Here is a 24,618-nt window from a genome sequence, read left to right on the forward strand (position 1 = left end):
AAAATACCTTGCCTGCCCGTGGATACTTTCAGAACAGGAAACAGTCAGATCATGCAAGTCATTGAGCATATTTCAGAAATCCTGCAACCTTTTCATAAGGCTGTTGTCAGCATCGGCAATTTTGATGGTGTCCATAAAGGTCACACAGCTCTTTTCCAGAGGGTCCGCGAAAAGGCAGATGCCATTGGCGGAACAGCCATCGGTATCACCTTTGACCCCCACCCTCTTGTGGTGATCCGGCCCGATCACAGACCTCCCCTCATTACCATGAAAGAACAGAAAATTGAACTCATCACCGCAACAGGGATGCTGGACGTTCTGCTGGTGCTGCCTTTTGACAAAAAATTTGCTACCATACCTGCAGAAGATTTCATCCGGAAATTTCTGATCCAGACCATAGGAATGCAGGGTATTATAGTGGGACCGGACTACGCCTTTGGCCGCAATCGCGAAGGAAGCATTGAGCTTCTTGAAAGGCTGGGAGCAGAACTTGATTTTGATGTTACCGTTCCCCAGTGGATCACATCCGAAAACAGACATGAGCGGATCAGCAGCACAAAAATTCGGGAGGTTGTAGCCCTGGGGAATGTAGAAGCTGCCGTTCCCATGCTGGGCCGCTACTATCAGGTACGGGGCCGGGTTGAGAGCGGACGGCAGAGAGGCGGACGACTTCTGGGCTTCCCAACGGCAAATATAGGGCTTCAGGACGAACTCTGCCCTGCCGCCGGTGTCTATGCCGTTACCGCAGAGACCCATCAGGGTACCCATCTTGGCGTTGCCAATATCGGATACAGCCCTACTTTTGATGACAACATCTTTACCGTGGAAGTTCACATTCTGGATTTTTCAGAAAATATTTACGGAAAACAAATCAGGATCAACTTTATTCAGAGATTAAGGGGAGAAAAAAAATTTTCCGGTATAGAGGCTCTGTCTCAGCAGATTCACTATGATATTGAGAAAGCCAGGGAAATATTCAACCAAAAAGAACTGAAAGAAAAACCATGAATAAAGCACAGCAAACGGGCATGATCATAGCACTTCCCCTTTCCTTGGGAGCTCTGTATCTCGCCTTCCGCCATGTACCCATGGTGGAGCTGACTGCTTACTTCACCAGCCTGAACTACGTCTGGCTGCTGCCCGCCATCCTTTTCTGTCTTTTGGGCTATGTGCTCCGAGCATTGCGCTGGCAACTGCTGCTTCGGCATAAAAGGCAACTGCGGTTTCTCCCGGCCTTTCATCCCATGATGATCGGTTTTATGCTCAACAGCATCCTTCCCGGCCGTGTAGGGGAAGTAGTCCGACCGGCACTTCTGGCCAGAAAGGAAAAGATTCCCTTTCCCACAGCTTTTTCCACCATTGCGGCAGAGCGTGTTCTCGACCTTGCGATTCTTCTCAGCCTCCTCGCACTGATTTTTGGTTTCGCCGACATGACTTCCGCTGAGGTTCACTCTTTCGGGGATTACAGATTAAGCACGGATACCCTTGCTCTTATAGCAAAAAACATGGCCTTGCTCTGCCTGGCCCTTATAGGCATTATCATCTGCCTTCAGATCAACACCCTCAGAAATCATGGAAAAGCCATACTCCGCAAATTGGTTTCCCATCTCCCCGGCCTGTCTGCAGGAAATCGGAAAACCATGGAAAACCGAGTTCTTCCGTCAATGGAAAAACTGCTGGATCAGATTGCCTCCGGTTTTGATGGCCTCCGGAAGCCGTCAAGACTTCTCCTCTGCCTGGTGTTTTCCCTTGGGGTATGGCTGATACAAGTGCTGCCATTCTGGTTCCTTGCACAGGCAGGGACAGGGATCCCGGCCACCATGGTTCAGCTGACAGCCGTCATGGTACTGGTAAACTTTTTCATAGCCATCCCTTCTGTTCCGGGATTCTGGGGAATATGGGAAGCAGGTATTGTTTTCAGCCTGGCTCTCTTTGGTATACGGGGAGCCGATGCCGCAGGCTACGCACTGCTTACCCATGCTGTCCTCATGTTTCCAGTAATCTTTGTGGGACTGGGTTCCGCCCTTCTTACAGGATTTCGTTTTTCGGCCAACCATGATCCGGAGGCCTGCCAGAAAGATCTGAACGATTGTGACAACCTCAAAAAACGCTGAAGAGAGCAACTTTTTCTTCCCATTTACCGTGCATTCACTATAATTACTGTTTGCTCTCACTCCTGAAATGGTTCGAGGGGTGGGCGAATGCCTGCAGGACGCCTGCATTTTATTTTTTCATACAGCAACAATCTCCATAGCGGTGGACTTTTGCCGCTAGAGCCGTTTTTTCAGGAAGGCATACCATGGCCCTACGTTCCATTCTCACATATCCGGATCCTTTTTTAAAACAACCGGCATCTGCAGTTAAAAATTTTGGTGACAGTCTCCAGCGACTTCTTAGCGACATGGCCGATACCATGTATGAAGCTCCGGGGGTTGGCCTTGCCGCCAATCAAATAGGAGTCAATGCAAGTATCCTCATATTCGACCCCGATCCGGATCCTGAAAAACGAAATTACAGGGTGCTTGCCAATCCAGTAATTATTGAAAGTGACGGCACCTTTATTTCCGAAGACGAGGGATGCCTCAGCGTGCCGGACTTCAGGGCTACGGTAAAACGATATAACCGAATCAGGGTTGAGGCCAAAAATGAAAATGGTGAACCCATATGCCTTGACCTCGAAGGCTTCCCAGCCGTTATAGTGCAACATGAAATGGACCACCTTCACGGCCTTCTTTTCATTGACCGCATCAGCCCGCTCAAACGCAACCTGTACACACGTCGTGTGGCGAAACAGCTTCGCAGGGAGACAGCCTGATGCCGTTGAATCTGGTTTTCATGGGAACGCCTGAATTTGCTCTGCCCCCCCTCCATGCCCTTGTGGATGCCGGGCACAAAATACTGGCCGTGTATACCCAGCCGGACAAACCCAAAGGCCGGGGGAAAACAATTCAGGCCCCGCCCGTCAAGGAAGCTGCCCTTCGCCTGGGTCTGCCTGTCCATCAACCCTTATCCATGAAGCAGGATGGAGTATATCAGGAGCTGTCCGCTCTCAGGCCCGATGCTTTTGTGGTTGTGGCCTATGGACATATTCTCCCTCCACGGATTCTGGCCATCCCCCGTCTCGGACCAGTGAACATCCATGCCTCCCTTCTGCCCCGCTATCGGGGTGCGGCTCCCATTCAATGGGCTGTTGCGCAGGGGGAAAGTCATACCGGCATCACCACCATGCTCATGGATGCCGGGATGGATACAGGTGCCATTCTGCTTCAGCGAAGCCTTCCCATCGGGAAAAGAGATACGGCCGCCGATATGCATGACAGACTTTCCCTTCTCGGAGCAGCTATGATCACAGAAACGCTCTCCGGACTTGATAACGGCCATATCACTCCCGTACCTCAGAAGGAGGAAGAAGCCTCCTACGCCCCTCTTCTGAAAAAATCACATGGACATATCAACTGGTCGCTTTCTGCGGAAGCCATCTGTTCCCATGTAAGGGGCATGACACCATGGCCGGGTGCCTATACCCTGTACGACAACAGCCACCTGAAAATTTTTGAAACACAACCTCTGGCGCTGCACCATACACAGGTACCGGGAACCGTCCTGCCATCTCCCAAGGAAAGCCTGATCGTGGCCGCGGGAGAGAATGCCATTGCCATCACCGTTCTGCAGGGATCATCAGGCAAACGGATGGCAACCAGCGACTATCTCCGGGGAAAACCCATTACCGCAGGCACTCTTTTTTCATAATCTTTTTCAAACCAAGGACTTCCATGCAAAGCGACGCCAGAAAAACTGCCCTGCAGGTTCTGATTAAAATCCAGGCCAAACACCTGCCGCTGGATCTTGTAATCGAAGATTTTCAGTCTACCATCAACGCGATGGACCCCAAAGACAGGCGTCTCATGAACGCCATTGTCTATGGCGTGCTTCGATGGCGCAGCCGCCTGGACCGGGTCATAGGAGCAAGCTCACGCACTCCCATCCAAAAAATTGAGCCCAAAATACGAGATATCCTGCGTATTGCCATATTTCAGCTGATCTATCTTGACAGAGTCCCCGAATCGGCTGCTATTCATACTGCGGTTGAACTCACAAAACATATCAGCACAACCAGGGGGGCACCGGGTTTTGTAAACGGAGTTCTGCGCAACGCGCAGAAAAGCTGGAAAGAAGTTTACGATCCACCAGAAAACGAGCCATTTACTGCGCGCATGGCCTGGAAACATGCCATTCCGGAATGGATGCTGCTACGTTGGACCGCACGCTTTGGCGAAACAAAAACAGCCCTCCTTTCCCAGTACGTCAACCGCATTCCTGCCATGACGCTCCGGGTGAACCGTCTGCGTACGGATACGGAAAGTCTCAAGGCTCTGCTTGATGACAAGGTTAAGGAAATCACACCGAACCCCTGGGTTCCCGATGCCCTTGATTTTTCCCATCCTGAAGGTTCCATTGACCGGCTTCCCGGATTCAAGGACGGCTTTTTTCAGATTCAGGATGCGGCAGCTCAGCTTGCCACCTTCATGCTTGCCCCAAGGCCGGGAGAGCGCATTCTTGATGCCTGTGCCGGATATGGCGGGAAAACTGGTCATATGGCTCTGCTCATGCAAAATAAAGGTGACATTACCGCTGCAGACATCAACGGCTCCAAGCTCATGCGTCTTTCCCATGAAATGGAACGGCTGGGAGTTCATATTGTCAAAACCCGGACCCTTGACCTCACCCGCGGCGATGCCGCCATGAATCTTGGCCGTTTCGACCGTATCCTTCTGGATGCACCATGTTCCGGTATGGGCGTCATCCGTAGAAATCCGGATATCAAATGGAACCGGGATGAAAAAAGCCTTGAACATTTTTCCCGCCGCCAGGCCGAATTGCTGGATACCCTAGCAGGTCTTCTCAAACCGGGGGGGCTTATGGTGTATGCCGTATGTTCCACGGAACCGGAAGAAACCACAGAGGTGGTGAATGCCTTTCTTGAGCGCCACCCTGAGATGAAAAAAGAGGCTCCCGGAACTAAATTTCCCCAGGAAGCACGAGCTCTCATTACGGAGCAGAATGATTTTATGCCATGGCAGGAAACCTTTGAGCTGGATGGTTTTTTTGCCACAGCGTTCCGTAAATCCGGACGCCGCAAGGTTGTCACATCCTGAAGGCCCCGATGATGAAAAAATCTGCCACTGTAATAAAAATTGCAAAAGGGCTGACAGGACTGATGCTGTTCTGCGGCCTTGCAGCTTTGGGTGCCTATTTCAGCCTTTCGTTTCTGCTTCGCAGCACTTCAGAAATAGTGGTGCCGGACCTTAGGGAAAAAGACATCGTAGAGGTTCTGGAACGCATGGAAGCAGCCCGTATCGGCGTGCGGGTTGCAGGTTTTGAATTTTCTGGTGCTCTTCCCCAGAACTATGTACTCCGCCAGGATCCTCTTCCCGGCCATGTTCTCAAGGAAGGCAGAGAAGTACGGGTATTTCTTTCAAGGGGGGTACAGAAATTTGCCATACCGGATACCCGTGGACTCCGGAAGGAAGAAGCTCTGAGTCGTTTCAGAAACATGCATTTTCAACCCGGACATATCACAACAGTCTTTCATGAGGCCCTGCCTCAGGGTCATGTGGTTGCAAGCGACCCTCCGTCGGGAAGCCTTGCTGCAAACGGAACATCCATCCATCTTCTTGTGAGTTCCGGTAAACGGCCCGTAATGATCCGCATGCCGGATCTCGGCGGTATGCATGCCGACGAAATGCTGGCCATCGTGGAAAAAAGTCTCCTCCGGATTACGGACATCCAGAGTACCTGGGTGCCGGATATGCCGCTGAACCGGGTAATGGATCAGCACCCGACTCCCGGGACACAGGTCACCGCCAGATCCGGTATCACCGTATACATTAACCGTGACCCGGACCATAAGCGCGACAGTCTTGATATCCTGTCAGGAATGAGACTCATCCGTTATCGTCTTCCCCACACCCTTATTCGCTCCCATATCCGTGGAACGATCTCTGCTTGGGGTACCGAATTTGATTTTGTAAATGATGTCTTTGATGGAAACAGGGAAATCTCCTTACTCATACCCGGTACAACGGAGGCCCATATCCGGATTGAAGAAAATGGTTTTCCGGTTTATGAAGCCAGACTGGATCCCTTTAGCACCCGATCACAGATTCTTTACGATGCAGGACAGTATGGGATGTCCCTGATCCCTCCCTCTTTTCTTTACAAAGACAGAAAGCCAGTAACCGAAAATTCCGATGAAAGCGTAACGCCATGAAAACCCTTATTGCTCCTTCCATTCTCTCCGCTGATTTCACACGCCTTGGAGATGAAATACGGGCTGTGGAAACTGCCGGAGCAGACTGGATTCATGTTGATGTCATGGATGGCCGTTTTGTACCGAACATCAGCTATGGTCCCATCATCGTTGAAGCTGCCAGAAAATGCACAACTCTTCCCCTTGACGTGCATCTGATGATTGTGGAACCCGATTCCATGATTCCGGCCTTTGTCAAGGCTGGTGCCTCATGGATTTCCGTACATGCGGAAGCCTGCCCCCATCTGCATCGCAGCCTGCAGCTGATCCGCAGCCTGGGTGCAAAGGCCGGTGTTGCGCTCAACCCGGGTACCCCACCGGATGTACTGGATTATGTGATAGATGATGTTGACTTCATCCTTGTGATGACCGTCAATCCGGGTTTCGGGGGTCAGCAGTTTATTCCCCAGTGTCTGGACAAAATTGCCCGTATCCGTGAAAGGATAGTCCGAAGCGGGCGGACCATTCATCTGCAGGTAGACGGAGGCATCAATCAGAAAACCATCCGCCAGGTTACCATGGCCGGAGCGGATATTCTCGTTGCGGGTTCCGCTGTTTTCGGGACCGGAGATTATGGCCGAACCATCCAGCAGCTTCGCAATGTTGCCCAGCAAGGCCCCGAAAGGATCGAAGAATGATGGGAAGCATTCTTGTCATCCATGGTCCGAATCTGAACATGCTTGGTAAGAGGGAACCGCATATTTACGGAAGTCTCTCCCTTGATGATATTAACGCAGCTCTCATGGAAAAGGCGAATCAGGAGGGCTTCCTCCTTGAATCCTTTCAATCCAACCATGAAGGAGAGCTGGTGGACCGCATCCAGAAAGCCTTTGGTCATACAGACGGTCTGATCATCAATCCCGGCGCCTTTACCCACACCAGTGTCGCCATACGGGATGCACTTCTTATTCTGAATCTGCCTATCATTGAAGTTCACATCTCCAATATTCATAAACGCGAAGAATTCCGAAGGCACTCCTTTGTTTCGGATATTGCCACAGGTCAGATTGTGGGCCTGGGCGCAAGGGGATATATCCTTGCCCTCTCCGCCATAATGTCCATACTTTCCAAGGAGGATTCTCTGAAGTGAGCCCCAGAAAGACCTTTGAGCGGCTGCCGCTGGCAAAAAAGGAACGCGTTCTGGAGGCAGCTCTGCATGAATTTGCCCAGCATGGCTATGGTGGAGCCAGCATCAATCGTATGGTGGAAAGGGCTGGTATAGCCAAAGGATCTGTATTCCAGTATTTCGGAGACAAAGAAGGCATATTCGCAGCGGTTTTCAGCCACAGTCTCCATCAAGTAAAAAACGCGCTGAGAAGAATTCGGGATGATGCGGATGATACGGATATTTTTAACCGGATCGAACGAGTTTTTCACACAGGCCTAGCTTTTACTCAAAATCACCCCCTTGTGTACAGGCTGTACACCCATCTGATCACGGCTTCGGATATCCCCCAGAGGGACCTACTTTTATCGAGCCTCCGCAGTGAAGGCAAATTTTTTCTAGGAGAAATCCTTCAGGCCGCCATGGAGAGAGGAGAAATCCGATCCGATCTCCCCATGGATGAAGCACTCTTTCTGCTGGAGGCCGTGATGGACCGTTTTCTGATGGCAACGGTGATGCCCTGTCTGGAGTCAGACTTCCTTCACGAAAGTTCGCCAAAAGACCGGGTTCGGGGCTTCATCCGCATCCTCCGGCATGGAATGGCCCCGGAAAAACCATGAAACCCATTCTCATACTCACAGCTGTTGATGGCGAAGCCCGCCCCATACAGAGCCTGCTGTATGGTACGAAGAGCATGCAAGTGGCCGGCCTTCCCGTAATCCGGGGTTACTGCGCGGGCCAAAGGGTCTACCTCTTCACTTCCGGTCCTGGCACCTTCAATACAGCCGCCAGACTTTCTGTACTCCTTTCCCGCATACACCCGAAACTGATACTCCAGGCTGGTTGCGGAGGCATGTACCCCGGCAGCGGTCTTGTCATGGGTGGCCTGGCAGTGGCAACCATGGAGCTTGATCTTCATACAGGACTGGAAAGCCCATCCGTACTCCCCTCTCCCCTGCCCTTTTCTCTTCTGGATAACGGCCCTCACCGCCCCGGGCTCTATCCTGCGCACGAAAGCCTTGTGCGATCTGCCATGGCTATTCTCCGTAACGAGAACCTGAACCCGGTCTCCGGACCTTTTGTCACACTGAGCTGTGTCAGTACATCGGGAGAAAGGGCCACTGCCATAAGGGAAGAAACGGGTGCCATCATCGAAAACATGGAGGGAGCGGCTGCATTTCATACAGCCGCCCTGTATCATATTCCCATTCTGGAGCTCCGCAGTGTCAGCAATCCCGCTGGGACACGCAGAAAAGAAGACTGGGATCTGAAAACGGCCTTTCTCAGGGCAGCAGAAGGAGTTGGCTCTCTCCTTAAAGCGGCTATCCAGCCCTGAAGGGGTTGGCTTGGAATTTTTCGCCGCCAGATCAGGCCACAGGTTTCTCTTATTACACATACTAATTGGCTCATAACGCACTCGACATTAAGCCAAAATATACTGAGTGTCTTGTTCTCTAAAAAACTGGCAACTTTTATGGTTTGCTTTTGCAATGATCTCAATATAGAAAAGGCCTTTTTTTTGAGATCTTCCGGTCCTGAAACAACCATCTTTCCAATCTTGTGATGTTTCAGGTATCCCCATACCATTTCATCCGGGTTCAAATGGGGTGAGTATGGAGGCAGGAAGAATAAACGGAGCCTTCCAGCCGTTTCTTCAACAAATTTATTGACCTTGCCTGATTTATGGACGGGATGCCCGTCCACAATGAGAAAGACAGGAGAATCAGCTTTGTAAATCAGACGTTTCAAAAATGAGATGAACTTATCGGAATCCATTTTTCCATCAATGGTCATGAACCGGAGTTCCCCCGAGGGAGTGATAGCCGAAACCATGTTGATACCAAAGCGAGCCCCCGTTTTTTCAACGACGGGGGTGACTCCTGTGGGAGCCCAGGTCGTCCCACTGTGGTAGTCTGATCTTACGGTTGATTCATCGGCAAAAAAGATTTTTGCATTCTCTTTTTCAGCTTGCTTCTTGATTTCCGGGAATTTGTTTTGAACCCATTCCTTTACCCGGTCTTCGTCCCTCTGCCAGGCTTTTTTTAAAGGCTTCTGCGGCGAAAAACCAACTTTTTTCAAAAGACGACCGACAGTGGCATTACTTATGGAAACATCGAACTCCTTTTTGATAAACTCCCGAATCATTTCACGGGTCCACAGCGCAAATGGGAATCCGTAGTCCATAGGATTTTTATCCGCTATCTTCCAGAAAAGCTCATCAAAATCTTTGGTCTGGAACTTAACGGGCCGACCTGAGATCGGTTTCGTCTTTAAAGCGTCAAGGCCGCCTTTGCGGTATTTGGCTATCCACTGGTAAATTGCGGATCGATGGTAACCCAGAGCCCTGGCGATAACCTCTGGGCTTTCACCCGATTCGATCTGCTGCACGGCGCGTATGCGGATAGCCTCACGGGTCTTATGATCGAGTTTTCTAGCGTCTTGTTTTTTCATAAGCAGCAATATACATCATGTCGAGTGGGTTTTGAACTTTTTAGTAAGAGAAACCTGTTCCATAGAAGGACCTGTGCCTGCAACAGGAAAACCACAGGTCGGCAGAATTCAAGAACGGGTAACGGCTCCGTTCAGGTCAACCCCTTTGCCTGCCTGCCATATTCCTCAGTCTGGCAATACGCTCTTCCATGGGAGGATGGGTGGAGAAAAGCTTTGCCATGGAAGAGCCTCCGGAAAGCGGATTGACAATAAACATATGAGCCGTAGCTGGCCTTGCATCATCCATGGGTCTTCTTGCAACGCCCTGCTGCAGCTTATTCAGCGCACCGGCAAGAGACAGGGGATTGCCACAGAGCTCAGCCCCCTTTGCATCCGCCATGAACTCACGGGACCTTGAGACTGCCATCTGTATCAGACTTGCGGCCACAGGCGCAAGAAAAGCTATCAGCAAACCTCCAACCACATTACCCCTTTGACCATCGCCACCCCGTCCACCGAAAATGGCCGCCCACTGCATCATGCTGGCTATCATTGAAATAGCTCCTGCAAAGGTTGCGGCCACGGTACCCACCAGAGTATCCCGATTGGCAACATGGGCAAGTTCATGGGCCATCACCCCTTCCAGTTCTTCCCGGGAAAGCAGGTTGAGGATACCCCTTGTGGCGGCCACAGCTGCATTCTCCGGATTTCTGCCTGTGGCAAAGGCATTGGGGCTGTCCGATGGGATCACATACACCTTCGGCATGGGCAGGCCTCCCCTCCGGGCGAGTTTTTCCACAATTTCATAGAGTGCCGTTCCAGGCTCTGCCTCTTCCGCCTTGTACATACGAAGCACAATTTTATCGGAGTTCCAGTAGGTGAAAAAATTCATCCCCGCTGCTATGGCAAAAGCAATCATTGCACCGGAACTGCCTCCTATGGCACTGCCCATACCCACCATCAGGAGGGTTAACAAAGTGAGCAAAAACCCGGTTTTCAGACTGTTCATGGAAACCTCCGTCTCTTTTCCTTATGTAAAGCTTGTTTTTTCGGTATTATACTGAATACGAAAGAAGATTTGATCATAATGTAATGGAAAAAATAAGAAATATTCCATACAAGTCAAGATATGAATAAAGATTCATCTGAAAAGGCTGCTTCCCAGCAGCAGCAGGTCATGGTAAATGAGCTGCTGGGTCCATATGGCTGGCCCGTCCGGATTCATTAAGGATCCTATTTCATCCACCTGACATGTGCAAAGGCAGACCATGCTGAAAATCGGAGAAATGAACGAACTGGTAGCCGAACGGCGTCTTGAATTCGGATTTTACCTCACCTGCGGTGAAGAAGAAGTTCTCCTTCCCAATAAATATGTACCGGGAGATCTTAGTATCGGAGATTCCATCCGGGTTTTTGTGTACACGGATTCTGAAGACCGGCTCCTTGCCACAACCCTTACGCCAAAGGCCATGGTGGGAGACTATGCCTTGCTGAAGGTAAAAGATGTCACGGATTTTGGTACATTTTTTGACTGGGGGCTGGAAAAGGATCTGCTGGTTCCCCTGAATCAGCAGCGCCACAACATGGCCATCGGACAGAGGCATGTGGTCCGGCTCTGTCTGGATGAAACAACACGGCGGGTTTACGGCACCACCCGTATCAGCCGTTCTTGTAAACAACACACCAACGAACTCCTTCCCGGTCAGGAAGTGCATCTGCTGATTTATAATATTACCAGGCTGGGCTATCAGGCGGTAATCAACCAGTGCTACGACGGGATGGTGCATAAAAACGAAATCTTCACGGAGATTACCATTGGTGATCAAATTACCGGTTACATTTCTAAAATACGTGAGGACGGTAAAATTGACCTTGTCCTGAAAAAACCAGGATACACGTCCATTTCCGTGTCAGCGGAAAAAATTATCACAGCTCTCGAAAACGCAGGTGGATTCATGCCCTGCACGGACAAAACGGTGCCAGAAGAAATATATAATTTTTTCTCCATGAGTAAAAAAGAATTCAAACGTGCGGCTGGCAATCTTCTTAAAACCGGAAAAATCCTTATGACGGATAAAGGTATCTCACTGAAAACACCTCCATCTTAAGAGGATGAAGCGCGGATGAGGGCACGGATCAGGCGTTGCTGGGGCCGGTTCCAAACCAGCCATTCCGGATGCCACTGTACTCCCAGGATAAACTGGTGATCCAGTGACTCAATGGCCTGCACCAGCCCGTGCCGATCACGGGCGACAACAGCAATGCCCCGCCCTGTTTCCTGAACCGCCTGATGATGCAGACTGTTCACCCGGCACCAGGTAACACCCAGAATCCTGCGCAGTCTGCTGCCCGAACAAATGCCCACATACTTACGGGGCAGCACGGTCCGTCTCGGTATCAATCCTTCATGGCTGATATAGATATCTCCATACAGCGTTCCCCCGAAAAAGACATTGATCATCTGAGCTCCCCGGCAGATTCCAAGCACAGGACAATTTCGGGGTATGAACTGCTGGAGGAGAGCCAGCTCAAGCCTGTCCCTTGCCGGGTCCAGCCGGACATCAGGGACAACATCACCGCCGTAAAGGGAGGCATGGATATCATCGCCCCCCCCGATGATCAGGCCATCCAGCCGCACCGGAAAAGACCGGGACGGAGAAAGACGTAGGGGCTGGCCCCCCTGTCTCCATACAGCAAACCAGTCAAAAAACCAGGAAAGCTGACTCTTATCGTCCGATGTCGTGATACCAATCAGAGGACGTGCCATTGCACAGCGTCTTCCTTTCTTTACAGGTCACGCATCCAGGTACGGAAGTGCTCCATCCATCGGTCCATCCTTCCAGAGGATGCCCTCTGCAGATATTCGGAAGATATACGGGCAAGTTTTTTTTCATCAGCAGCAAGGTGCTCCACAAGCAGCCAGCGCTGCCATTCCCTCACAATACGCCATTCCGGATCAGACAGGTTCGCGTCCGGCAAACGGTAATGGAACGCAGGCCGGGGCCGGATCAGACGGCTTCGAAAAATTTCATGGGGATAGTCGGGACAAAGATGGGCAAAGAGAGGATAACAATCCAACTCCCTGTTGCGGGATGGATTGTCCAGAATATAATCAGCAATCATCCGGTTCAGTTCTGGATAATAGCCAGGATGTAAGACCTTCTTCCGGTAAGATTCAGGGAATGGATTGGCATGGGGCAGAATCTCTCTTGTACTATCCCGCATGGACTTTTCGCGAAGCCAGTCCGACAGAAGCAGATAGGCCTTCATATGATTACATATGCTCCTCAGGCTAAAATCCGGCACCTCAGGGTTGAGATGGAGACCAAACCCGTAAAAAACACTGTCTCCGGTACCTTTAGCACCGGCATCCCGCAAAGCCTTCACAAGCCGATCCAGCTGGTGCAGTTCATCCCATGGGACAGGAGGACAGGTAATTTCCGTTGGAACCACAGCCATGGCAACATCCCCGATCCATTCTCTGGCCTTGGTTTCCAGGCTGATACTAACACTGCCCGGCTCCCCTTCCGGTCCAGCCCCACCCTTTTTTTCCGGATGGGCATACTGGGTATCCAGCTCCACGCGGAAAGTTCCCCACTTTGTGCGGGTCACCTCTGCTCTGTGTGCACTGACACGTGCCGGTATGCCATCAAAAACCTGTGCCACAATGCGAGCGGCATCCAAACTTGCCATACCTGCCAACTCAATTTCTACTCCCACCTTTCTCAAATGCCCCTTTGCGGTACGGGAAATGGGAGGTGTCAGGGTTTTCATGAGCTTTCCCTCTGCAAACAGGTTTGGGGTCAGGCCAGAGGACACTTCTTTCTTACCCCTGTTTCCCGGTCATGGATTTCCATAATACTGCGGGCTTGGGAAACCATATTTTTTTTCCCAAATTCTCCCACAAACTCGCAGGTCCTGAAACCGGTGTTTTTTTTCTCATAAATTAACTGCCAGTCTCTGTACTCCTTTTCCTTCTCCTTATCCTCCCAGGGGAAGGCGGAAGGAGGATTAGGACAGTTACAACGCCATGGCTTGGAAGTAAGACGCGCCCGAAAACATTGCTGCTTCCGGGTTAAAACACCATAAAGAGGATCGGCATGCAACTCCTTCAAAAGGGCTTCGGTCTGGGGAGATATGGGATCATGCAGTCTGTCCGTAAACAGAAGACGCAAACCTTCCTTTGTCCGGTAAAGACGAAAACCGTGATCAGAATTTCGATCAGACCAGGAGATAACACCCTGAGTGGTTTCATGAATCAGGGCATCATGGGAATTCCGGTTTTTCTGTTTTCGGAATAAGCCCCCTAAGGCGGCCCAAAAGCCAAGCGGCCTCGCCTTGGGAAAATCCACATCCACAAAAAGAACCTGATTACAGTTCAGCACTTCAGCACCGTACCGGTTCCTTGTAATAAGGGCAATGGTCTTCCCATCATGGGTAATCTGGCGCAGAATTTCTTCTTTTACGGGCACATCATGGTATTCATAACGATCCAGTCTTTCGCCCCCCATCAGACGTTCAAAAATCCTCTTTGCCCTTGCCACTGCCTCTTCTCTGGCCTCATTCAGAGACACAAAGGACCAGCCCGAAGCAACAATGCGATGCGTCTGTCCACGATCATCCTGTCCTTCGTACCGGGTTTTTACCCAATAAGGCGGAATCTTCATGTAACCTCCATCATAAAAAGGGGTGGGTACAACCCGACAAACGCCCCCGACTTCTCCACCGTGGATGACGTAATCTGCCTGTCATAGGCATACGAAGCTGCACCTCGTTCTCATTGCCGGTTCCCATGGCAGAGTCTTCTTCGCCAAATAACAGCAAATCAAACAGTGGATGTATGGGAATTCTGTTTAGGATTTTCAGGAGGAAACAGGTTCTCAGATATTTCAACCCATGTGGCCCGAGCGAGTCCGATAAGCTTCCCGGATTCAGAAAAAACCGCCGTTCCAGCTGCATGCCTTCTGCCATCTGTTTCAAGGGGCCAGCCCATGGCAACACAGCGGTCGCCGGGCTTGACTTTTCCATTTATGCTGGCGGTAAGCTCTCCCAGTACCACGGTCATGCCCTTTCCGACAGAGGGAGCCACAGCAAAAGCTCCCGGGCAGTCGAGAGCTGCCCATAAAAAAGCGTCCGGCACAACACCATCACGGGCAAGGGAGGCATCCACAACCCATGGAGAGGCAACCACACTTTCCTGACAAACAGGGCCTGCAAAGATTTGAAGTCCATCCCCTTTTTCACGTAAAGGGCCGCAAACAAAACACCTTGGAAAACTGTGATAACGAAAACCCGCATAAGACCTGGCAGCGTCCATGGCTCTGTCGAAAGAAATAAATTCCGGCTTCTCCATTTCCAATAATGCTGGCCTGCCTTCTCCCACAAGCTTATCTCCGAAAAATAATCTGGCCCCCGTGTCATGGGATTCCAGTTGCAGGGGAACATTCAAAGGGGGAGGCATGCGTAAACGGACGGACGTGACTCCCGGAATATGCCGGGCAATGCAGCCGCATACATATCCTCCGTTACCTGAATTTGACGGACCACAGAAGCGTGGCAGAATGGTGAGGGTTTCCCTTATCATCCGGTTTCCTTTCCTTTTCGTGTAGTTTTTCAGAAAACCTGCCTGCCGTATGCTTTGTTCATGGATTTTACTATGGGTAAAAAACCAACTTCTTACAAACTGCGCAGGCACCTGCAGGGGAACACGGAGGATTGAACACAGAAGAAAAACCGATAGGATCTGCAGCAGAATCTAGCAGCGAAGCTGCCGTTACACGCTTTTATCTTCCAAGAAATATGTATCTTTACACTTTTCACTACAAAAATACAATTCCTGGCCTTCTCTCAAGCCTTTCAGAGCTTCACTTTTGGGAATATACAGGCCGCATACAGGATCCTGAACAAGCTCTTCATGAATTTCATTTCCGGCTTTTCGGGATGGCCCAACAATAAGCCGCCATAAAATATAAATCAGAATCAGGGTAACAATGATGCCGGGCATAGTATCCTTTCCACCCACTGGGAGTTCGCCGGAAGTTGTTGCAAAAGTTCCTGCATGCTTTCATGAAGCAAGGGATGGATCATATCCGGATCTATATCACAAAGGGGCCTCAGAACAAAACGTCTCCGATGAAACCGCGGGTGGGGCAATATCAGTGTATCCGAACAATGGACACTGCTTTCATAGAGAAGCAGATCCAGATCCAGCATACGAGGGCCATATCGGAAAACCTTTTCCTTCTGGCCAGCTTCTGCCTGCAGACGGAGAAGGCAGGCCAGAAGATCTTCCGGAATAAGGGTGGTGCGAACACGAACAGCTGCGTTCACAAAAAACGGCTGGTTTTCGTAATCAACAGGGGCGGTCCGGTAAAAGGGAGAAACGGCCTCCAGAATGATATCCGGAACCATATGCAGCTTTTCAAGCACCCTGGTCAGACTTTTTTCAGGGTTCCCAAGGTTGGCCCCCATGGATATCCACGCTCGTTTCAATGGACACCTTCTCCAGCATCCCATGTTGTCACTCGTGCGGGAGGGCCTTCCGCCCCACCCTTTATAAAGGGTCTTATTTCATAGACTAAGGAGCGCAGGGGATCAATTCGGTCTCTGTAAGTCCGGGCTTCCGACCCCAGAACGGCAAGAAGCGTAAAAGAAAGGGGACAATCAGTGCAGGCACCCTCTCCAAAAGAAGCCCGGTAAATGCGAAACCCAGCAGGTTTTTCGCCTTCCACCTCCCACGCCAGAACAAACCCATTGGTTTCAGGCCGTGCCTCAAAGGACAGAGGCATGCTGGGCAGGCTTTTGCCCGGAGGGACGGGGGGGCCTTTCAGTCCACATGCTGTCAGCCCCAGAACACAAACCATCAGGTACAGGAGCAGGGAAATGATCTTTTCCTTGCAGGAAACCATGTCTTTCAAGTTCATATACCTCTTTTTAGAAAGCAGATCGTCATTCTGCCGGAAGTTAGTCAGAATCAATCCCGCAAGACAAAACAGAAGGGGCACTCCCGAAGAAGGTCAATCTTTCAGTCTGTGCCAACACCCGTTGGCGGCTTGGCAAACAACACCAGAAAAACACCTCCCACACAGGCACAGCCTGCAACAAGCAGGGCTTTTTCAAAACCGATGGCAATGGCAAATCCCGGGGCTACCAGAGCAGCAAGCCCATAGAAAATAAAAACAGCTCCATAGTTATTGCCTATATTTCCGAGCCCGAACCATTCGGCGGTGAGGGTGGGCATCATGGCGGCGAGTCCACCAAAACTAACACCCACAATGCAGGTTGCCATAAGAAATCCTACATACCCCATGGGTACAAGGGCCATATAAAACATGGACAGGCTGAACAGGGTAAAAATACCCGTCAAGGAAAACTTTCTTCCATAGTGATCGGAAATCCATCCCCATGCCAAACGACCGAAGGCATTAAAAAGAGAGATGGTGACAACGGCATTGCCGGCTTCCCTGAGGGTGAGTCCCACCATATCCCTTCCCATACCTGCGGCCACACTGATTACCATCAGCCCTGCAGAAACCCCGAAAAACATCCAGATAACCAGCATATAAAACTGCGGAGTGGCCATAGCTTGCAGGGTTGTGTAATTCCTTATGGACAACGCAGTACCCTTTCCCTGGGCAGGGGCAGGTTCCCATCCCTCTGGAGTGTAGCCCTCAGGTGGTGCAATCAGTGCCATGGAACCGATCAACAACAAAGAACCGTACATAATTCCAAGATAGAGAAAAGCCTGGGAAACACCTGCGTTTTCAATAAAATAGAGAATGATTGGCTTAAACAGCATCCCCCCGACCCCAAGGGCTGCCAGAATCAGACCAGTGACCATTCCCCTTTTATCCGGGAACCACTTGGAGCAGGTAGCCAGAGGCGTAACATAGGCGGCCCCTATGCCCAGACCAGCCAGCACCCCATAGGTGAGATACAGGGTGTAGATGCTGGTGGCAAAACTCGCCATAGCCACACCCGTTCCCGTTAGGATTCCACCTGCAATGGCAACTTTCCGGGGTCCGACCCTGTCCTGAATTCTTCCTGCCACAATTACGGCAACGGAAAAAAAAGCAAGGGTCAGAGAAAAGGTAAAAACCGTATCTCCCGGGGACCATCCGAAGGTATCTACCAATGGCTGATTGAAAAGACTCCAGGTATAGATGGCACCCAGGCTGAGCTGCATTAACAGGGAGCCAGCCACAACAAACCAGCGGTTGGGGATCTTCTTATCAGCAGACGACACGGTCATGGGGTGCCCTCCTCAGGCACGGTATATCTGGTAAGTCTTTATCGGATGCCACGGCCTTTTGATTTTCCTCAAAAAAGGCCCCCGTCAAATTTTCCCATGGACTTCTGAATCCGTACAGACAAAATAATACAAAGCTATTTTTCTTTCAGAAGAACTTTTTTCGCCATATCTATGGCCTCATTGACATTGTCCATGGCCGTTCCTCCTGCAGATTTTCTTCGATTAATCATGTTTTCTACGGAAAGAGCCTCAAAAAGATCCTCTTCCACAAGCCCGGAAAAACCCTTCAGCTCTTCCAGAGAGAGATCCTGAAGTTCCTTTCCGAGGGAAAGGGCATAGGCAACGGCCTTACCCACAACGCTGTGACATTTTCTAAAGGGCAGCCCTTTGGCCACAAGGTAATCTGCCATATCCGTTGCATTAAGAAAGCCCTTTTCACAGGAAGTCCGCATCCGTTCCGAAAGCACCTTCATGTTGGGCAGCATACGGATATAGATATCCACGACGGACTTCAGGGTATCCACGCCGTCAAAGAGGGGGAATTTGTCTTCCTGCATATCCCGGTTGTAGGCCATGGGCAGGGACTTCATTAGGGTGAGAATATTCATCAGATGCCCATAAACCCTGCCCGTTTTGCCTCGCACCAATTCAGGGATATCGGGATTTTTTTTCTGGGGCATGATGGAAGAGCCGGTGGTGAAGGAATCGGAAAGCTGAATAAAGGCGAATTCCGAAGATGACCATAAAATCAGCTCTTCGGAAATCCTTGAAAAATGCATCATGCAGATGGAAGCACAGGCTAGAAACTCCGCCACAAAATCACGGTCCGCCACCGTGTCCATGCTATTAGCGGATACTCGAGGGAAATTTAATAGCTTACGCGTCATATCCCTGTCTATGGGATGGGGAGTCCCTGCCAGTGCGGCAGCTCCCAGAGGCAGAATATTGATGCGCTTCAGGGCATCCTGAAAGCGTTCCGCATCCCTTGTGAACATCTCATAATAAGCCATCATGTGGTGGGAAAAAAGCACGGGCTGTGCCCGCTGCATATGGGTGTACCCCGGCATGGGTACTCCCATATGGGTTTCGGCCAGATCCACAAAGGCCCTGCGCAGGGTATGCAGCCCTGTGATGATCTCGTCTGTTTCCCTGCGCAGCCAGAGCCTGACATCCAGTGCCACCTGATCGTTACGGCTGCGGGCCGTATGGAGTTTTCTTGCCGTATCCCCTATTTTTCCCGTAAGGGCCGACTCGATGTGCATGTGGATGTCTTCAAGACTGTCATCGTGCACAAAACGGCCCTCTTCGATGTCTCTTTCAATTTCCTGTAAGCCCTTTTCAATGGCATCGGCTTCTTCGGATGAAAGAATACCCGCAGAAACCAGCATGCGGGAATGGGCAATGGAGCCTTCTATATCTTCCCGGTACAGACGGGAATCCGTGGCAATGGACGAGGTAAAGCGCTCCACGCTCTTGTCCGTGGGGATATCAAAACGCCCGTCCCATAATTTTTCCGCCATGATTATTTTTCCTTAGGCTACTTCCGAGATTAAATGTACCCGAAAATTGAACCATCACCCCGCTCCTCGCTTCGAAAGCCTCAGCCAACACCAGGAGGGAGAAGGGCAAAAGATATCTTCATTCCAGGAGCTGGCTTTATTTCTGCATCAGCCGCTGAATACGTAGGCGCAGGGCATTGAGCCGGATAAAGCCTTCCGCATCCCGCTGCTGGTATACACTGTCATCTTCAAAGGTGGCAAAGGCTTCGGAGTAAATGGAGTTATCGGACTTCCGGCCCAGCACATAGCATTGGCCCTTGTACAGTTTGAGCCGGACTACACCATTTACCACGGTCTGGGTTTCGTCAATCATATGCTGCAAAAGACGCATTTCCGGAGAAAACCAGAAGCCGTTATAAACCAGCTCCGCATATTTGGGGATAAGGCTGTCACGCAGATGGGCCACTTCCCTGTCCAAAGTTATGGATTCCATGGCCATGTGGGCCTTGCGCAGTACCGTGCCGCCGGGTGTTTCATAAACCCCTCTGGACTTCATGCCGACAAAACGATTTTCCACAAGGTCAATGCGGCCAATACCGTTGCGCCCACCCAGAGTGTTCAGGATTTTCAGCATACGGGCGGGGCTCAGCTCCTCACCATTGACCGCCACCGGATTTCCGGCACGGAAGGTGATTTCTATGATTTCAGGTGTATCCGGTGCTTTTTCCGGAGCCACACTCATGGTGTACATCTCATCCGTGGCTTCCTGCCATGGGTCTTCCAGCACACCGCCTTCATAGCTGATATGCAGCATGTTGCGATCTGTACTGTAGGGTTTTTTAGGAGTATTGGGCACAGAGATATCATGCTTTCCGGCAAACTCCATGAGGGCCGTGCGGGATGTGAGATCCCATTCCCGCCAGGGTGCTATGATACGGATGTGGGGATCAATGGAGAAATAGCTCAGCTCAAATCGTACCTGATCATTGCCCTTACCCGTGGCTCCGTGGCTGACGGCATCCGCCCCTTCAAGCTTGGCAATTTCCATCTGACGTTTGGCAATAAGGGGCCGTGCCAGGGAGGTTCCCAGAAGATATTCTCCCTCATACATGGCATTGGCCCGAAATGCCGGAAAAACATAATCCCGTACAAACTCCTCCCGCAGATCATCTATGTAGACCTTGGATGCACCGGTTTTCAGAGCCTTCGGCTCAATGAAATCCAGTTCTTCCTCCTGCCCCACATCGGCAGAAAATGCTATCACCTCACAGCCATAGGTTTCAATCAGCCATTTAAGGATAACGGAAGTATCCAGACCACCGGAATAGGCAAGTACCACCTTTTTAACACCACTCATAAATTGTTTCTCCCCCATCGGATACAGGCCCCTTGGATGCCTGATGGTTTATGAAATTATCTTTATTTATTTGGTAACTATTCAGAACATTTTTTCATGCAAGATGGTGCTTTAATTTCAAAGCATTGGTTCCAGCAAAAGACAATCGGGCTGTTTGTAAGTGACATTGCAATCGTTTCGGATCAGAGCTTTGAAGGCCTGTGCGAAAGAAACGGAAAACCGTCTGAACCGCCATAAAGGCAGCGTGCTTACGCCTGCCATGGTAATAAAAAAGCTTATCCTGCCTGTGGCGGGGAGTTTGTGCCGCTTCCGAACAGGGCAAGAAGCTCTACGAATAAGATTGGGTCACGAACAAATGGTCCGGTTGTCTATGCACCTGATTATAGGCATTCGATTTACCAAAGTAAAATTGTGCTAAATAATTACATTTATTTATTTACTAAGCAATCCAGCAGAGCCGCATGCATGTGCATCTTGTTTTCCGCCTGATCCCATAGTTCAGGATGGGATTCCATCACCCCGTCCGAAATTTCCTCCCCCCTGTGGGCAGGCAGACAATGCAGCACAAGGGCATCCTTTGCCGCCAGTTTCATGCGGGTCTCATCCACACAGAAACCTTTAAAATCATTTTCCCGTTTTTTCTGTTCTTCTTCCTGCCCCATGCTGGCCCAAACATCCGTGTAAACCACATCTGCCCCATCCATGGCCTCCTCGGGGCTTCGCACCACCTTGACCCGGCCGGGAAATCTTTCTTCCGCCAGAGCCAGTACATCCCCATCGGGGTCATAGCCTTCGGGACAGGCCAGCATGAGAGAAAAACCCAGAACACCTGCGGCATTGATCCAGGACTGGGCCACATTGTTACCGTCTCCCACCCAGGCAAATTTCAGATCCACAAGTTTATCAAAGCCCCCCTTCAGCTCCACCACCGTCAGCAGATCGCTTAAGATCTGGCAGGGATGAAAGCGGTCGCTCAGGGCGTTTATTACGGGAATGGAAGACCATTTGGCAAACTCTTCTATAAGATCCTGAGCATAGGTACGGATCACCAGAACATCTATATAGCGGGACAGAACCCGTGCCGTATCTTTCACAGGCTCGGATCTGCTCATCTGTGTGGCTCCGGTGGACAGGAACATGGGATGCCCCCCCAGACGGGCCCAGGCGGATTCAAAGGAAACCCTTGTCCGGGTGGAAGCCTTGTCAAAGACCATCCCCATAACCTTACCGGCAAAGGGTCTGTCAATGATACCCAGACGCCTGCGGGCCTTCATTTCCAAAGCTCTGTCCATGAGCATGCGGAAATCTTCCCGGCTCAGTTCTCCAAGATGCAGCAGATCCTTTTTCACCAGTCCTGTTCCTCCCTAGAAAAGCAGCACAGTGAAAAAAATGCTGCCGTATAAAAATGTCACATGTAAATATTCGGTATCCATTCCGTTGGTAACTGTACTTGTTATGCTGATTCATAAACACCCAGGCTGTTTACCCGTGACGAAACCATTGCAATGTCACTTGCAAACAGCCAAGGTGCCTTATATCGAAAATAAATCACGGCAATAACAATATTGAAATTTCAAATTTCAGACAACAGCCCCGCCAGAGCCTCTGTCATTTCATTAATTTCTTCCCTTGCAATGATAAAGGGCGGTGCAAAACGAAGGGTGTTGCCCTGCACACAATTGATAATAAACCCTTTTTCCATCATGGCTTTCACCAGAGGAGCCCCCTCACACTCAAGCTCAATGCCCAGAAGAAGACCCAGCCCCCGGACCTCCTTTGCCACGGCGAAGGAAAGCAGCCCTTCCAGTTTTTTCTTAAAATACTGCCCCGTCTCAAAACAGCGGTGCACCAGATTTTCCTGTTCCAGCGTCTCCAGCACAGCCAGAGCACCGGCGGTCACAAGGGGTGTGCCTCCAAAGGTACTGCCATGGGAACCGGGCGTGAAGCTGGCCATCACCCTGTCTTCTGCCAGCATGGCACCAATGGGCAGGCCGTTGCCAAGGGCTTTGGCAAGAGTCATGATATCGGGTCTGACACCGCTGTGCTCATAGGCAAAGAGAGTTCCCGTACGCCCGATACCCGTCTGGATTTCATCAAATATCAGAAGAAGCCCCAACTCATCGCAGATGCGGCGAACAGCCTCGAGATAGCCAGCCTCCGGTACGCGCACACCGCCTTCTCCCTGAACAGGCTCCAGCATAATGGCACAGGTCTGATCCGTGATCGTCTTTTCAAGGCTTATGAGGTCGCCATAGGGTATATGGTCAAAACCTTCAAGGACAGGGGCAAAACCCTCCCGGATTTTTTCCTGCCCCGTGGCCGAAAGGGTGGCCATGGTACGGCCGTGGAAGGATTTATCCATGGCGATGATGCGGTGGCAGTCTGCCCCTTTGTGCTGGTGGCCATATCTGCGGGCCAGCTTGATGGCGGCCTCGTTGGCCTCGGCACCGGAATTACAGAAAAAGACCTTGTCGGCAAAGCTTCTGGCGGTCAGCCATTCGGCCAGCTTCACCTGAGGCTCTGTATAAAAAAGGTTGGACACATGCACAAGCTCTGCTGCCTGTGCTGCCATGGCCTTTACCAGAGCAGGATGGCTGTGGCCAAGGCTGCAGACGGCAATGCCGCTGATGAAATCAATATACTCACGGCCCGCTTCATCCCAGAGCCGTGTTCCCTTCCCCTTCATAAGGGTCAGAGGGTAGCGGGCATAGGTATGGGCCATGACCGCATCGGCCCTTTCCTGCAAATTATCCGTCATAGAAGCACTTCCGTTCCAATTCCCTGGTCCGTAAACAGTTCCAGCAGCAGAGAATGCCGCCGGGTTCCATTGATGATATGACATTTGCCCACACCACCGGAAAGGGCGGAAAGGGCATACTCAAGCTTGGGAATCATCCCGCCCACAATGCTTTCATCGCTGATCATACGCCGAACTTCTACTGTATCAATGGAATGAATCAGCTTTTTATCCCTGTCCAGCACACCATCCACATCGGTGAGAAGAATCAGGCGGAAAGCGCTCAGAGCCGCTGCAATGCGGCAGGCCACCACATCGGCATTGATATTGTAGGTTTCCCCGTTTACCCCAACACCAATGGGTGCCACCACAGGGATGAAACCTCTGTCCGTGAGGGTTTTCAGAATATCGGGATTTACATGGGTCACTTCTCCCACAAGACCCGGATCAATGATTTCAGGAGGTGCGTCCCCTACTCCCTCCTTCATGATGGTCATTTTCCGTGCAGAGACCATGCCTCCGTCCTTGCCCGTGATACCCACGGCTCGACCCCCTGCCTGAGCAATCTGGGCCACAATGGACTTATTGACCTTGCCGCCCAGAACCATTTCCACCACATCCATGGTATCGGCATCCGTAAGGCGCATGCCCCGCACAAACTGGGTTTTTATCCCCATGCGGTCCATGACCTCATTGATCTGAGGGCCACCGCCATGCACCACCACAGGATTGATACCTATGTATTTAAGAAGGGTTATATCTCTGGCAAAATCCATTTTAAGCTGCTCGTCCACCATGGCATGGCCACCATATTTCACAACGATGGTGCTTCCGGCAAACTGGCGGATATAGGGCAGGGCCTCAATGAGAATATCGGCTACGTTCTGTGATGGCATGGTGTTTTGTCCGCAAATAGTAAAGTGTCGAAT

General features: G+C 50.9%; 25 protein-coding genes and 1 pseudogene. 11 read left to right on the plus strand and 15 right to left on the minus strand.

All coding sequences use genetic code 11. The features are described from left to right. Nucleotides 1–51 precede the first annotated feature (51 nt). The 10 genes from OOT00_RS07090 (at nt 52) to mqnB (ending at nt 8,751) form a co-directional block, all read left to right on the plus strand. The gene (locus OOT00_RS07090; RefSeq protein WP_265424613.1) at nt 52–1,008 is read left to right on the plus strand and encodes a bifunctional riboflavin kinase/FAD synthetase; all 957 of its coding nucleotides are present in this window, start codon (nt 52–54) and stop codon (nt 1,006–1,008) included. Further along, nucleotides 1,005–2,114 (plus strand): lysylphosphatidylglycerol synthase transmembrane domain-containing protein, encoded by a 1,110-nt coding sequence (locus OOT00_RS07095; protein WP_265424614.1) that lies wholly within the window; start codon nt 1,005–1,007, stop codon nt 2,112–2,114. The genes OOT00_RS07090 and OOT00_RS07095 overlap by 4 nt, the downstream gene beginning before the upstream one ends. 185 nt (nt 2,115–2,299) lie before the next feature. After that, nucleotides 2,300–2,815, plus strand: coding sequence for a peptide deformylase (gene def, locus OOT00_RS07100; RefSeq protein WP_265424615.1), 516 nt, complete (start codon nt 2,300–2,302; stop codon nt 2,813–2,815). Further along, nucleotides 2,815–3,750 (plus strand): methionyl-tRNA formyltransferase, encoded by a 936-nt coding sequence (gene fmt / locus OOT00_RS07105; protein ID WP_265424616.1) that lies wholly within the window; start codon nt 2,815–2,817, stop codon nt 3,748–3,750. Before def ends, fmt begins: the two co-directional genes overlap by 1 nt. Before the next feature lie 23 nt (nt 3,751–3,773). Next, nucleotides 3,774–5,156 carry a 16S rRNA (cytosine(967)-C(5))-methyltransferase RsmB gene (gene rsmB / locus OOT00_RS07110; protein WP_265424617.1) on the plus strand — a complete coding sequence of 461 codons (1,383 nt, stop codon included), beginning with the start codon at nt 3,774–3,776 and terminating at the stop codon, nt 5,154–5,156. A gap of 8 nt (nt 5,157–5,164) precedes the next feature. Beyond that, a complete protein-coding gene (locus tag OOT00_RS07115) occupies nt 5,165–6,271 on the plus strand; it encodes a PASTA domain-containing protein (protein WP_265424618.1) in 1,107 nt (368 codons plus the stop codon). Next, on the plus strand, nt 6,268–6,948 hold the full coding sequence (gene rpe / locus OOT00_RS07120; protein WP_265424619.1) for a ribulose-phosphate 3-epimerase: 681 nt from the start codon (nt 6,268–6,270) through the stop codon (nt 6,946–6,948). Before OOT00_RS07115 ends, rpe begins: the two co-directional genes overlap by 4 nt. Continuing rightward, nucleotides 6,945–7,400 (plus strand): type II 3-dehydroquinate dehydratase, encoded by a 456-nt coding sequence (aroQ, locus tag OOT00_RS07125; RefSeq protein WP_368407580.1) that lies wholly within the window; start codon nt 6,945–6,947, stop codon nt 7,398–7,400. Before rpe ends, aroQ begins: the two co-directional genes overlap by 4 nt. After that, nucleotides 7,397–8,035, plus strand: coding sequence for a TetR/AcrR family transcriptional regulator (locus tag OOT00_RS07130; RefSeq protein ID WP_265424620.1), 639 nt, complete (start codon nt 7,397–7,399; stop codon nt 8,033–8,035). The genes aroQ and OOT00_RS07130 overlap by 4 nt, the downstream gene beginning before the upstream one ends. Further along, complete coding sequence (mqnB, locus tag OOT00_RS07135) at nt 8,032–8,751, plus strand: futalosine hydrolase (RefSeq protein WP_265424621.1); 720 nt, start codon at nt 8,032–8,034, stop codon at nt 8,749–8,751. The genes OOT00_RS07130 and mqnB overlap by 4 nt, the downstream gene beginning before the upstream one ends. Nucleotides 8,752–8,915: 164 nt before the next feature. On the opposite strand, the pseudogene OOT00_RS07140 reads toward mqnB, so the two are convergent. Beyond that, a pseudogene (locus OOT00_RS07140) lies at nt 8,916–9,866 on the minus strand (IS630 family transposase); the annotation flags it as partial. Nucleotides 9,867–10,002: 136 nt separating this feature from the next. Continuing rightward, nucleotides 10,003–10,854 (minus strand): zinc metalloprotease HtpX, encoded by an 852-nt coding sequence (gene htpX, locus OOT00_RS07145; protein ID WP_265424622.1) that lies wholly within the window; start codon nt 10,852–10,854, stop codon nt 10,003–10,005. A gap of 259 nt (nt 10,855–11,113) precedes the next feature. On the opposite strand from htpX, the gene OOT00_RS07150 reads away from it, so the two are divergent. Next, on the plus strand, nt 11,114–11,953 hold the full coding sequence (locus OOT00_RS07150) for a CvfB family protein (protein WP_265424623.1): 840 nt from the start codon (nt 11,114–11,116) through the stop codon (nt 11,951–11,953). Here the strand turns inward: OOT00_RS07150 and OOT00_RS07155 are convergent. The 13 genes from OOT00_RS07155 to argB all read right to left on the minus strand — a co-directional run bounded on the left by OOT00_RS07155 (nt 11,950) and on the right by argB (nt 24,585). Then, entirely contained in the window at nt 11,950–12,612 is a 663-nt protein-coding gene (locus tag OOT00_RS07155) for a gamma-glutamyl-gamma-aminobutyrate hydrolase family protein (protein ID WP_265424624.1), read from the minus strand. The genes OOT00_RS07150 and OOT00_RS07155 overlap by 4 nt on opposite strands. 20 nt (nt 12,613–12,632) lie before the next feature. Then, a complete protein-coding gene (locus tag OOT00_RS07160; RefSeq protein ID WP_265424625.1) occupies nt 12,633–13,619 on the minus strand; it encodes an amidoligase family protein in 987 nt (328 codons plus the stop codon). Nucleotides 13,620–13,648: 29 nt separating this feature from the next. Next, nucleotides 13,649–14,512 carry a hypothetical protein gene (locus OOT00_RS07165; protein ID WP_265424626.1) on the minus strand — a complete coding sequence of 288 codons (864 nt, stop codon included), beginning with the start codon at nt 14,510–14,512 and terminating at the stop codon, nt 13,649–13,651. 158 nt (nt 14,513–14,670) lie between these two features. After that, the gene (locus tag OOT00_RS07170; protein WP_265424627.1) at nt 14,671–15,429 is read right to left on the minus strand and encodes a PaaI family thioesterase; all 759 of its coding nucleotides are present in this window, start codon (nt 15,427–15,429) and stop codon (nt 14,671–14,673) included. Nucleotides 15,430–15,618: 189 nt separating this feature from the next. Beyond that, entirely contained in the window at nt 15,619–15,849 is a 231-nt protein-coding gene (locus OOT00_RS16410; RefSeq protein ID WP_368407581.1) for a YHS domain-containing protein, read from the minus strand. Next, nucleotides 15,825–16,337 carry a 2-amino-4-hydroxy-6-hydroxymethyldihydropteridine diphosphokinase gene (gene folK, locus OOT00_RS07175; RefSeq protein WP_265424628.1) on the minus strand — a complete coding sequence of 171 codons (513 nt, stop codon included), beginning with the start codon at nt 16,335–16,337 and terminating at the stop codon, nt 15,825–15,827. The genes OOT00_RS16410 and folK overlap by 25 nt, the downstream gene beginning before the upstream one ends. Continuing rightward, the gene (locus tag OOT00_RS07180; protein WP_265424629.1) at nt 16,334–16,768 is read right to left on the minus strand and encodes a hypothetical protein; all 435 of its coding nucleotides are present in this window, start codon (nt 16,766–16,768) and stop codon (nt 16,334–16,336) included. The genes folK and OOT00_RS07180 overlap by 4 nt, the downstream gene beginning before the upstream one ends. A gap of 101 nt (nt 16,769–16,869) precedes the next feature. Beyond that, nucleotides 16,870–18,096, minus strand: a complete 1,227-nt coding sequence (locus OOT00_RS07185; RefSeq protein ID WP_265424630.1) for an L-lactate MFS transporter — start codon at nt 18,094–18,096, stop codon at nt 16,870–16,872. Between the two features lie 134 nt (nt 18,097–18,230). Then, entirely contained in the window at nt 18,231–19,616 is a 1,386-nt protein-coding gene (gene argH / locus OOT00_RS07190) for an argininosuccinate lyase (RefSeq protein ID WP_265424631.1), read from the minus strand. 136 nt (nt 19,617–19,752) lie between these two features. Then, the gene (locus OOT00_RS07195) at nt 19,753–20,952 is read right to left on the minus strand and encodes an argininosuccinate synthase (RefSeq protein WP_265424632.1); all 1,200 of its coding nucleotides are present in this window, start codon (nt 20,950–20,952) and stop codon (nt 19,753–19,755) included. A gap of 428 nt (nt 20,953–21,380) precedes the next feature. Continuing rightward, the gene (gene argF, locus OOT00_RS07200; RefSeq protein ID WP_265424633.1) at nt 21,381–22,301 is read right to left on the minus strand and encodes an ornithine carbamoyltransferase; all 921 of its coding nucleotides are present in this window, start codon (nt 22,299–22,301) and stop codon (nt 21,381–21,383) included. A gap of 224 nt (nt 22,302–22,525) precedes the next feature. After that, entirely contained in the window at nt 22,526–23,710 is a 1,185-nt protein-coding gene (locus OOT00_RS07205; RefSeq protein WP_265424634.1) for an acetylornithine transaminase, read from the minus strand. Beyond that, nucleotides 23,707–24,585 (minus strand): acetylglutamate kinase, encoded by an 879-nt coding sequence (gene argB, locus OOT00_RS07210; RefSeq protein WP_265424635.1) that lies wholly within the window; start codon nt 24,583–24,585, stop codon nt 23,707–23,709. The genes OOT00_RS07205 and argB overlap by 4 nt, the downstream gene beginning before the upstream one ends. Between the last annotated feature and the right edge of the window lie 33 nt (nt 24,586–24,618).

The sequence above is a fragment of the Desulfobotulus pelophilus genome, assembly GCF_026155325.1.
GTDB lineage: Bacteria > Desulfobacterota > Desulfobacteria > Desulfobacterales > ASO4-4 > Desulfobotulus > Desulfobotulus pelophilus.